The following is a 12,482-nucleotide window of genomic DNA, read 5'->3' on the forward strand; positions in this document are numbered from 1 at the left end:
TGAAAAGGATGGATCAGATGCCGAAACGAAAACGTAAAACCGTTATTTTTATGCTGATAATCTTGCTGGTCAGCCCATTATTTCCCTCTATGGAGTCACAGAATATTTATGCAGAGGAGTCAGGACAGCAACAGTTGAAGGATTTGAATCAAGGTGAGGAAATTACTTTTGCTGGTTCGGAATGGATTGTGCTCGATCCGGACGAGGGGTATATCTTCAGCAAGGAATCAATTGGAACAAAGCCTTTTGATAATGAATCCCCATTGTCGAATCGATTGGATCCAGAGGATGAAAACAATCTTGCTTATTATTTAAACGAGGATTACTATAACGAGGCATTTACCTTTGCGGAACAAGCTGTCATAGAAGAAAGAACATGGGGAATTGAAAGTATTGATATAAATGGTGTCGGCGATGGGAATGAGGAGCAAGTAAATGCCAACGTGGGTTTATTGTCCTATGAAGAATGGATACACTACAGCAAAGACTTTAGTCCGGAACAAGGGTTTTTAGATAATCCAGAACAGAAGATGTGGTTACGAACGCCATATTCCTCCAGTAATGATAGTGTATGGGCGGTCTGGGAGGTTGGTTATCTAAATAATCTTAAAGTGGACGACACTAATGCCATTGTGCGTCCTGCTCTAACACTGGAATCTGACATTTTTGTATCTGATGACAACGAAGTAATTGTGCCAGAACTTTCAAAACAACTGAAAGATTTAGACCCAGGTGATGAAATTACTTTTTCTGATAAAACATGGATTGTGCTCGATCCGGACGAGGGGTATATCTTCAGCAAGGAATCAATTGGATGGAGGCCTTTTGACTCTGATAATGAATCCTCTTTGTCGAATCGATTTGATCCAGAGGATGAAAGTCAACTTGCTCATTATTTAAACGAGGAGTACTATAACGAGGCGTTTACCTCTGCGGAACAAGCGGTCATAGAAGAAAGAATGTGGAGAATTGATGAGGGGAATGAGGAGCAAGTAAATGCCAACGTGGGTTTATTGTCCAATGAAGAATGGATGCATTACAGCAAATACTTTAGTTCGGAAAAAGGGTTTTTAGATAATCCCGAACAGGAAATGTGGTTGCGAACGTATGTCCCTAATGATAATACAATGGCGCATACAGTCAGTAGAGATGGTAATTTACTCCCGCTTCCAGTAGTCTATTATTTTGATGTACATCCCACTTTAACACTGAAGTCCGATAACTTTATTTCCGATGATAATGAAGTGATGGTGGCAGATGTAATGTTTGACCCAAATGGTGGAGGAGACACATGGGCTCAGGAATACGAACTGATGATAACGGTAAATAAATTTGTCGAAGTTTCTGAGGAAATTCAGTATGCATGGGCGACAGAAAAAATGCTGCCAAATGAAGGATGGGAAGCATTAACATTAGATAGCGATGGTCAATCGGAGACTATCTTAACACCCGAAAAGGCGACAGGAGAATATTATCTTCATATACAAGGGACAGACATGCAGGGTGAAGATTTTCATCTGCATTCGGAAGTATTTCAGGTGGATAACACCAGTCCGAACCCGCCGGAAATAAAGGCACCCGATGAATGGACAAATGAGGAAGTAACGGTGATGATAACTGCTGGAGAAGATGACCACAGCGGTGTAGATAAAACCGAATACCGACTGCAGGAAGCGGGAAGCGAGGACTGGGGAAACTGGCATACGCTGGATGATTCAGGTGAAGTTAAGCTGGAAACAGAAGGAGAAACCAAGCTGGAGGCACGGACGCTGGATCAGGCAGAGAATCAGAGTAATCTGGTTGAAGCTACGGTTAAAATAGACAAGACGGAGCCGGAAATTGCTTTTGATCCAAACGGTAATGCAAACGCGGCACAAGCAGTTACTACGAAGGTAACCGTGACAGATGAAGGTAGCGGGTTAGATGAAGATTCGCTTGTTTATACTTGGTCAGAAAGTGATGACGCACCAGACAACGAGGCGGATTGGGAAGCTTTTGATAATGAAGAGGAATTGACAAAAGCAGAAGCAGATGGTGACTGGTATTTGCATGTTCAAGCGACAGACCATGCAGGAAATCAGACGCAAGTGGTGACAAATCCTTTTATATTGAATAACACACCACCAGAGGCTCCAGAAATCCGTCCAGCTACAACGGATTGGACGAATGACGAAGTGGAAGTGACTATCGAGGCGGAGGAAAATGTTGTAACAATCGAATACCAGTTGGATGGAACAGAGGAAGAAGGCTGGTCAGCATATGAAGAAGCGTTTCCTATCACTAAAGAAGGTAAAACCACTATTTATGCCAGAGCTATGGACGAAGCAGGAAATAGTAGTGATATAGTTAAAGCAACGGTAAAAATTGATCAAAGTAATCCAGACATCACCATAGATATGACACAAGGAAACAAAGAAAAGGACTATGAAAACAATACATGGACTAATCAAACGGTGTATCTATTCATGGAAGCAACCGATCCAATCATCAAGGAATGGGCGATAACAGTTAATGAAGAAGAGCTGGACAATGTAGATGGTTTTACGCACGCTTTTTCCATTGCAGAAGCAGGAACATATACCATCACGCTGACAGCTGTGGATCAGGCGGGAAATCAAGCGGAAGAAACTCGTACAATCCGTGTGGATCAAACCCCTCCTTCTGATCCATCCATTCGGTTGAGTGAAGAAGGATGGACCAACGCCGAAGAAATAACGACATCAATTACGGCAGGGGAAGATCAGGAAAGTGGTGTCGATCAAACGCAGTATCGAATTGGGGAAGGAGAATGGCTAACCTATGATCAGCCTTTATCGACCACTGAAGCAGGTGAGACCAAAATCGAAGCGCGTACCATCGATAAAGCGGGGAATGTTAGTGACATAACGGATGCCATTGTCCAAATTAAACGAAGCCCTCCCAATAAACCTGAGATTGATGTCGAAACTGGCGAGTGGACGAATGCAGATACTGTTGTAGTAGAACTGAGAAACGGTGAAGGGGATGGAACGATAGAATACCAACTAAATGAGAACGAAGGTTGGAGCACCTATGCCGAGGGTTTGGCGATAACAGAAGAAGGAATCACCACGGTTTACGCTCGCACGGTAGATAAGGCAGGAAATGAGAGTGACGTAACGGAAGCCAGAGTGAAAATCGACCGCACTGATCCTGCATTAACGTTATTAGGTGATAATCCGATGTTTGTCGGATATAAGGCTGCTTTTGAAGATCCTGGTTATGAAGTGGAAGATAACTTTAGCGATGATGTTGCTGTGGAAGTGACTGGAAAAGTAAATTCGAGTCAAACAGGTGTGTATGAATTAACTTATACCGCACAAGATCAAGCAGGCAATGAAACAAGCAAGACTCGAACGGTACATGTCGTGTATGAGACATCTCCTATTATTCATTTAAACGGAGACAATCCGCTGCGATTAGAAGTAGATACTGCGTACGAAGAGCTTGGTGCCACGGCAATCAATCAAGCAGGCGATGATATAAGTGATCAAATGAATATCCTAGAGACGATCGATATAACAAAACTAGGAATCTATCACGTTACCTATGAAGTAGAAGATGACTCTGGAAACACAACCAAAGTCACTCGTGCGGTGGAAGTCGTCGATACGACTGCACCAGAAGTTACTCTAAATGGGGAAACAGCAATCACGTTGGAGCTTGGTGACAGCTATGAGGAACCAGGAGCAGTAGCGACCGATAATTATGATGGAGATATCAGTGAAGCAGTTGCCATTACGGGAGGTGTCAACACCAGCGAGCCTGGAACTTATCATGTGACCTATATCGTGAAGGATAGCTCCGATAATATCGCCAGTGCCACTCGTGAAGTTCGTGTCAAAGATACAACGGCACCAACCGATCTTTCACTGGAGGCAACGGAAGTCATGACAGAAGAAATCGTGTTAACCTTTTCTGCTAAAGATATAGCAGGAATCAAAAAGTATATTTTATCCAGAGATGGCGAAGAGCTAGCTCGTATCGATGGGGAAGCAGTCACCTTTACCGATCAGACCGTAGAAGCAGGTATGACTTATCAGTATGAACTAGCAGCTATCGATCCATCTGATAATACCGCTTCTGCCACAGTAGAGGTAACAACGGAGAAAGCCCAAGGAATGCCAGTAGAAGTCATCTATGTAGATGAAGCAGGTAACGCATTAGCTGATTCTGAAGAACTAACCGGCAAGATCGGAGAAGTGTATCACACAGAAGCAAAAGAAATAGAGGGTTATGAGTTAATCGAAAACCCAGAGAATGTAGATGGTGTGTTTACCAAAGCAGTCCTAACGGTGACTTATGTGTATGTCCCAGTACAAGAAGAACCGAAAGAACCTGAAATCCCAGCGAGCCTAGAAATTATATTAGATGAACCACCAGTAGAAGTATTTCCGGGAATCACGGTGACTGTTAAAGACACACAAACAACGATTCAATTGCCTGCTACTCTTCCACCAGGTACGATGTTGCAAGTTCATACTGTAGAAGTAGAAGAACAGGAAGGTCTAACGCAGGCTGGAGAAGTATATGATTTTCTCTTTACTTATCCAGACGGACAGAAGGATTATAGCGGAGACTTCACCCTGACAATGGGCGTTACAGATGGAAGGGAAGAGGCAGGTCTTTATCATTATCGGAATGAATGGCAACGAATTGGCGGAACCATAGAAGGTAACGCCATCAGCACAACGGTATCCGACTTCTCGATATACGGTGTGTTTGTGGAAGAAGAGATAAAGGAAGAACCACCAGTGAAAGAAGAATCATCAGGGAAGGAAAAACCAGAAGTAAAAGAAAAACCAGAAGCGAAGGGACCAGCGCAAGAACCAAAAGACGATAAATCCGCAGAGGAAGAGCCCACTTCCTTGCCAGCTACCGCAACGAATCAATATAATTGGGTGATTACTGGTATCGTATTCATTGTTTTGGGGAGCGGCTTATGGTTCATCCATCGAAAAAGGAAGTATAACGAGGATCATCTATAGGACGGATAGAAGTATAGAACATAATTTTCAATGACCTAAACGCCCCTGTATTCTGACACTAGAATAGCAGGATGTTTAGGTCTTTTTATAGATATTTCACTTTCAAAACGGTCCAATTATCCGGTTAGACCTCCACTTTCAGAATGGGAGAGAGCTAAAAGGGAGCCTAAGCAGGGTATAACAGACGCTGACATTCTGAGAGCAGTCTCACTTTATTGCATACTGCCCTTTTCCTATATAGACTTTGTTCACTTTCAAGTTGGTGATCCAAATGTGGATTTGTCTGTTATAATGGTAACAAAGTAATTAGTAGAAATTCCCTGTCATTATCCATTTAATGATAAATAAGGAGTGATTTCATGTGATCATTGTTACAACGAAATTACATATTCCTCAACGACAATCCATCCTTATTGATCGAACGCATCTGTTTCGATCTTTGGATAAAGGGCTCCATCATTCACTCACTTTAATTACAGCACCTGCAGGATATGGAAAAACTACTTTGCTCAGTGAATGGGCAAGGAAACGCTTTCGGATGGTTGCTTGGGTATCATTGGATCAGAGAGATAATGATCCATCACGTTTTTGGGGGCATGCCGTGGCTGCATTAAAACAAGCCTACTCGAGTTTTAATGACCAATCTGTCCTTCGTCATACAGGGGAAGAGTTCTCTGAAGATTCCTTAATTGCGGGATTGATTAACGAATTACACCGCCTACCAGACACATTGATTATGGTATGGGATGATTTTCATTTTATTACTGATTCTACTGTTCGGGAGGGCGTTGTGTATTTGCTGGAACGATTACCATCTAATGTTCATCTTTATATGGCAAGTCGACTAGTCCCTTCCTTGTCTCTCTCCAAACTACGCTTGAGGAATGCCTTGAATTGGTTAGATACGAATGATTTACGTTTTACTCTGGAAGAAGCGAGTGCATTTTTTGCAAAAAACAGTGGTATGCAACTAACCAGTAAAGAGGCGAGGACAGTGCATGAACAATCAGAAGGCTGGGCAACTGCCATGCGTCTTGTCATGTTATCACTGCCAGAACACGCAGATTCGGACACGCTTGTCCAACGGATGTCGGGAAAAGGACGAGATATTTCTAATTTTTTTCTGGAGGAAGTATTTTTTTGTCAATCAGAAAAGATGCAGCAATTTTTAATGCAAACCTCGATTTTAGATCGAATGTCAGAAGCACTTTGTCAAGCTGTAACAGGTATAGCAGATAGCGGGCAATATTTGCAGCAGTTGGAGCAGGATAATTTATTTCTTGTGCCCTTAGATGAACAGCAAGAATGGTACAGATATCATCATTTATTTCAATCTTTTCTAATAAAACAACTGAAAAAATCGGAACCGATTAAATGGCAGAAACTCTATCATGTTGCGGGGGAATGGTTAGAGGAGCATGGATATCTTGATGAAGCTGTTAGTCATTACCTGTCTGGGATGAGTTATAAGTCCGTCCTCTCTTTAGTGGAGATGGAAGCAACTGATCGAATGAGTGGTGAATGGGCAACAGTTGGCAGATGGCTGGAAAGTATCCCTGAAGCCATCTTATTTACCAAACCAAGAATGTTGTTAGTTAAACTTGCCGCTCAATATTTATCAGAGCGAACGGAAACATCGTCAACCAATTATTGGAATGTCGTTCATCACTTAGAAGAAGAAACCTCTTCTTTGTCCATGGAAGCAAGCCGAACGTTGCAGGGTGGTTTGGCTCTTCTCATAGCGCTTCGAACATTTTTAGAGCGTGATTTCGAGTTTACCGTGCAATATTCCAAAGAATATGTCGATCAGCATCCAGAAGGGGATTTATTTGTAGGGCTGGGTTACGATCGTGATGGTTATCATCCAGCTTGGGATACGTATATATCAGATGATAATCTTAATCTAGCAGAGGAAATGATAGATCCGCTGATTGCGATTTGGTCAGAGACGAGCCATACCCATTTCCTTGCTCATCTTTATATTGATTTGGGTAAATTGAAGTATGAACGTAACTTATTGAAAGAAGCTAATCAACATATGCGCCGAGCAAGGGATATTGGAAGATCTGACGATAATTTCAGTCTTTTTGTGATCGCTGAACTGTGGCTTGCTCGTATTATGGCTGCGCAAGGTGAGTGGCAGGATGCCAATGCAAAAATACAGGCAATAAGTACGCAAATAGCTCCGAAAAAGAATCCGCATTTATCAAGAAGATTTTTATCGGTTCAGGCGATAGTGGCTAGGATGCAACAGACAAAACAACAGGTTTATCGCTACTTTTTGGAAAGTGGTTTAAGCTATACGGATGAGATTCCGACTTCTATGATGGAAGAATATGATCTGTTAGCTGTTTGTCTGGCCGAACAAGGCCGAATGAAACAATCTATGACGTTAATAGAGCGATTGTTAAAGATGGTAGGTAAGACGGATCGAAAAACGGATCAAATTCGTCTGCTTATTTCCAAAAGTAGTATACTTATTCTGCAAGGAAAGCGTGCCTCAGCAATGGGCACCTTGGAAGACGCTCTTATGCTGGCTTGGTCCGGAAATTATATCCGTACGTTTGTGGATAAAGGGCTAGCGATTGGAAAGTTACTTGAACAGTACATTCACTTTCGTCAAAGCCAACAGTACCATTCAGATAAGAAGATCCCTTTATCTTATGTGAAAAATCTAGAAAGATTGATCACACCATTGTCAAATAAGAGAAATGAATTTGTCTCGATTGATGGGGAGCAACCAACGATGACAAAAAAAGAGCAAGAAGTACTTGAACAAATGGACAAAGGTTTAACAAACGCTGAAATGGCCCAGAAACTGAATGTCTCTCTTTCTACAATAAAAACACATATTAATCATATTTACAGCAAATTACAGGTTAAAAACCGCATCGAAGCATTGGAATGTGCCAAAAATTATCACTTGTTCTGAGTGTGATTTTGCCGGTAAACGCCTCTTATTCTTATTAAATTTTGTGAGCTGACACGTTAAAAGGTTGAGAAGTAAAATATAAACGTGTGTTAATCAACATAGACTTTTAATCGGTTTCTAAATAACCTCTATGGATTTGGCTGGTTTTCATCTTCGCAATACTGCATAATGGCCTGATAGACAAATTCATTTAGCGTATTCTTTCCAAATTGATTGATATATGCTTGAAAGGCTTCGTCATCCCTATACGTATAGGCAATGCATTGCAGGATTTCTTTATCACAAACTATAAATGGTTCCAAGCTGCTTTTCCATTTATGGACAACCTGCTGTACTTTTGCAGAGGCAGGAGGTTCGTTGGCAAGATTGGCAAATTGACGGAATACATTCTGCATGTTTTGATCAAATGACTCCAATACAACAGCCTGTTCTTTCTCGGAAAATTGTTTCATACGATTCTCCATTTCTTGAAACTTCTCCGTATCGCCATACACATACTTTGCCTCTATTTGGTACTGCTCTTTTAACGGCAAGATATCACCCTCTTGGAAAACATCTAAAAAAGAAAGGTCTGTTCCAGCAATAAAATCTTCTAAATGGGTTAGGGTTTTGTCTAATTGTTGCTTTTTTATTTGCAAGGCTTGATAATGTCCAGCTAAAACCGTTTTTTTCTCCTGCTTTGGCATCTGTATAATGGTTGCAATTTCCTTCAAGGACAAGTCTAGTTCCTTTAATAGCAAAATCATTCGTAATTTCTTTACATCGTCTGGATGGTACATCCGATACCCTTTGTCGGAATAGCTTTCTGGCTTTAGCAAATGAATTTCATCATAATAATGCAAGGTTCTTTTCGTTACACCGGTTATCGCCATCAAATCCTTAACGGTGTAGTACGGTTTCGGTTTCTTCATCCCAATATTCTTCCACCTCCCTTAATATGTCATCGGCTGGAAGTGTGGTTGCTTCCACGATGGATTTCCCTGTTTTTTGCAGGTAATACTTCACTAAATAGTACCCACACACATACCCGGCACTATGTGGAACACCTCCTGCAATCGGCAACCCTTGTATTTTAGCAACGTCATCTCCATAAAGATAAGCCATAATGTGTGGTAATCCTGTTATTTCCAAGTGCTCTTTCATGATTGGTTTAATGACATTGTTTAGTGTGTGCGCATCTGTTTTGCTAACCCAAGGGCCCATTAAATCTTCACCATATAAAGAGGTCGCAAAATTTTCGGCAAGTCCTTCGCTAACAATCAACTCTCCCAGATTAATTGTATCATTCCATTTAATAAATTGATAACGGACATTATGGTTACATTCATGGGCCAAAGCAGGCTTTAATCGTTTCCGTGTATAGTCATTTGGAATGAGACTTAGAAAAATATAACCGGGAATTCCTCCCTCCCCACTGTATCCTTCACTCAGCCGTAATAATTCATTGTCTGGACTCCCTAATAAAATCGTAAATAAATACTCCGACACAGGCAAAGAAATCCCGTGTTGTGTAAATAGATGTAAGCAGTGTTCCAGCGTCTTCTTTAACTCATCCCATAATATATCCGAGGAAATCTGCTCTACAGCTGGTTCCATGTCGGGCGTTATCATCTCTGGTGACAGATGAGCCATGTTATTAATCGTCATAGCATCAAATCCATTTTCTTCCCTTGCTCGGTATGGAATCTGTTGTATTTCCCATTTTTTCATAAAAGGGGCTAGCATCTCCTGGCGATACATTTCTGTTTTTTCTTCTGGCGGACAAGCCATTACTTGCTTATAAATCTCATCCGACCGTAATACGTTAATCTTCATTGTATCCCACCTTCATCTATTTTGTTTTACTGTACAGTATCACGTTACGTGACGGTCAAGGTAAAACTTGACACTAAAAAGAGATTTCGTTAACCTTAAGAAAACCGACCGGATGGTTTTCGAGGAGCGAATAAAAATGAGCAGAAAATATAATGCAAAACAGACAAAAGAAGATATTATTACAACGGCTGTAAAGTTATTCAAGGAAAAAGGATTTGAGAAAACAAGTATGCAGGATATTGCGAACACGCTTGGCATTTCCAAAGGTGGGATTTATCATCATTTTAAGTCAAAGGAAGAAATAATTGATATTGTCAGAGAGAATCAAGCAAATAGTATAGAAGATCGTTTAAAGCAATGGAGAGAAACGATTGTAGCGTCCTCTGCCAGAGAGGAATTAACCGCTATCCTGGAAAAAAATACAACAGATCAACAAGCTCATGCTTTGGATGAGACATTTAGTACACAAATGGCAAGCCCGGATTTTATTGTATCGATGATGAAGCGTTCCATCGACAGCAGCGCCCCAGCATTTGCCGACATCATAAAAAAAGGAGTGGAAGATGGATCGATTACGACGGAATATCCAGATGAATGTGCAGAGGTTTTCTTTTTGTTAATTAATATTTGGTGTGATCCAGCAATCTTTCAGGCAAATCCAGAGAAATTGTTCAGGCGCTTAAAGTTTGTTCAAGCAATGATGAAATCAATGGGGGCAGATATCGTAAGTGACCGAGTGATTGATGAAACGGCACAACTGCTGGAGAAATTGTATCCAGAAAGTCAGGGTCAACAGAAGTAATATATGATTGCCTTTTATGGTTCTTTTGAAAAATGAAAGTGACCGTGGATCTCTAGTAGTTAATCACCAAAAAGAATGGGGGTGGAACCATGATTGTGTTGAAAAAGTTGGGTGCGGCAATCCTGTCCAGTTTTCTTTTCAGTATCATCTGGGCGGTCTTGTATGCCCAGCCCGAGCAACCTGACTATCCGGAAGCTTGGACTTTTGATGAGATTTTTATCATTGTATTGGTGGTATCAGGCATTATTTTTCTGATTGGCGGCATTCCATCCGCACTCCTTATTGATGGGCTCATGAAAAATATAAAATTTTCAAAGCGAATATACAAGGTTATGGTTCATTCTCTCTTCTATTTGTTGGCAGGTTTCCTACTCGGAAGTCTTCTTTCTCTGTTATTGGCTCAGGAGATAGACTCCTTTATCTTGTATCCTAGTGTAGTTGCCGCGTTATGTTTCTACCTTGTTTCCATAGGTATCGATCAAGTGATTGAATGGAGCAAAGAAGATCAAAAGCAATAATCGTGTGTACCGAGATTCCAGCGTGGGTGGAGCAGATAGCAGAAATGATGGAATAAAGGAGAGGAGAAGTGAGATGAAGATAATTGAATTACCCATTGCATTTGAATTTAATGGTCAAAAAAACGATATTTATCCTAGCTTGATACGATCCAATGATGAACTAACCTTAGTTGATACAGGATATCAAGGCTTTTTACCGATCATCGAAAAAGAAATCGAAGCAAATGGATATGAGATGAACGATCTAACGAATATCATTCTTACACATTACGATGATGATCATATCGGCTCCCTGTCTGATTTCAAAGAAAAATATCCATGGATTCGTATCATAGCCAGTGAAATGGAAGCAACATATATTAGCGGTGAGGAGAAGTCAGAGCGATTAGTCCAAGCTGAGAAAATGCTAGAAACTATGCCCAAGCAGCATCAGGCATTTGGGGAGTGGTTTATCCAACAATTAAAAAGTTTGCAACATGTACCAATTGATGAAACAGTCGGTGATGGCGATTGGATCCTAAATAACCAGTGTCAAGTGATAGCAACGCCTGGTCATACTTCTGGGCACATTTCTTTGTATATTCCCAGTCTGGACAGTATTATCACAGGAGACGCTGCTGTAAAAGAGCAACATGAATTAGCCATCGCTAATCCAGAATTTTGTTTGGATCTGGAGCAAGCAGAACACTCTTTAGTGAAGCTGAAAAATATGCGAGCAGAGCATTATTATTGTTATCATGGTGGGCGCTATACGGTGGTTGAAGGTTTTTTTAAATCTATTTAATGAAATATATGGAAGGACAAAGGTTCATGGTGATTATCATGATCATCGAGACTACTTTAGCTCCTTCTCAAAAATCAATGGAGTAATTTTTGAGAAGTTCTAAAGACATTGATAAAATTTTAAGAATTGTGTAGCTATATTTGCCATTATTACACAAGAACGCTTCAATAAAACATCATTAGAATGAGTATAAGCTGACTCAAAAAATATCCAATACTTTCGTTAATCTTTTTTAACATCGATTATCGAGTGTGTTGGGTATTTTTTGTAGTAGAGTATGGATTACTTCCTCAAGATTTAACAATTGCTTCACTATATAAAGCGCTATATTCGATAATAATCCAAAGTTCTAGGGCGAAAATATGCAGGTGTTGCTATTTCCTCTTTTGTCCACTTACTTATAAACAAACATGAATATAAATTTCATGTAACTGCAACAAAATCTTTCAATTTTCTGTTTTAAATTTAGCGAGATATGTTATAATTACTTTAGTTTTAAATAAAAAACAAAGGTTTTATATAAAAAACCAAAAGAGAGGGTGACCATTTATATGGATTCGTTGACTTTTGCGAATTTTAATAGTTTTGAAACTATGTAATGCTTGAAGTAAATAAAAATTTTTAG

Annotated in this window: 7 protein-coding genes; 5 read left to right on the forward strand and 2 right to left on the reverse strand. The window is 40.4% G+C overall.

The genetic code is table 11. The annotated features are described in order from the left end of the window. Nucleotides 1-17 precede the first annotated feature (17 nt). Nucleotides 18-5,006, forward strand: coding sequence for an OmpL47-type beta-barrel domain-containing protein (locus BN6556_RS08880; RefSeq protein ID WP_066189910.1), 4,989 nt, complete (start codon nt 18-20; stop codon nt 5,004-5,006). A 361-nt stretch (nt 5,007-5,367) separates the two neighbouring features. Further along, nucleotides 5,368-7,938, forward strand: coding sequence for a LuxR C-terminal-related transcriptional regulator (locus tag BN6556_RS08885; protein ID WP_235817480.1), 2,571 nt, complete (start codon nt 5,368-5,370; stop codon nt 7,936-7,938). Between the two features lie 128 nt (nt 7,939-8,066). On the opposite strand, the gene BN6556_RS08890 is transcribed toward BN6556_RS08885, so the two are convergent. Beyond that, nucleotides 8,067-8,849 carry a MerR family transcriptional regulator gene (locus BN6556_RS08890; protein ID WP_066189913.1) on the reverse strand — a complete coding sequence of 261 codons (783 nt, stop codon included), beginning with the start codon at nt 8,847-8,849 and terminating at the stop codon, nt 8,067-8,069. After that, nucleotides 8,818-9,753 carry a DUF2268 domain-containing protein gene (locus BN6556_RS08895; protein ID WP_066189917.1) on the reverse strand — a complete coding sequence of 312 codons (936 nt, stop codon included), beginning with the start codon at nt 9,751-9,753 and terminating at the stop codon, nt 8,818-8,820. The genes BN6556_RS08890 and BN6556_RS08895 overlap by 32 nt, the downstream gene beginning before the upstream one ends. A 136-nt stretch (nt 9,754-9,889) precedes the next feature. Here BN6556_RS08895 and BN6556_RS08900 point away from each other — a divergent pair, with 136 nt between their 5' ends. The 3 genes from BN6556_RS08900 to BN6556_RS08910 all read left to right on the forward strand — a co-directional run bounded on the left by BN6556_RS08900 (nt 9,890) and on the right by BN6556_RS08910 (nt 11,857). Continuing rightward, complete coding sequence (locus tag BN6556_RS08900; protein ID WP_066189919.1) at nt 9,890-10,555, forward strand: TetR/AcrR family transcriptional regulator; 666 nt, start codon at nt 9,890-9,892, stop codon at nt 10,553-10,555. Nucleotides 10,556-10,644: 89 nt separating this feature from the next. Continuing rightward, nucleotides 10,645-11,073 (forward strand): hypothetical protein, encoded by a 429-nt coding sequence (locus BN6556_RS08905; protein ID WP_066189921.1) that lies wholly within the window; start codon nt 10,645-10,647, stop codon nt 11,071-11,073. A gap of 73 nt (nt 11,074-11,146) precedes the next feature. Then, a complete protein-coding gene (locus tag BN6556_RS08910) occupies nt 11,147-11,857 on the forward strand; it encodes an MBL fold metallo-hydrolase (protein ID WP_066189925.1) in 711 nt (236 codons plus the stop codon). Nucleotides 11,858-12,482: the final 625 nt, after the last annotated feature.

This window comes from Gracilibacillus timonensis (assembly GCF_900086715.1).
Classification (GTDB): domain Bacteria; phylum Bacillota; class Bacilli; order Bacillales; family Amphibacillaceae; genus Gracilibacillus; species Gracilibacillus timonensis.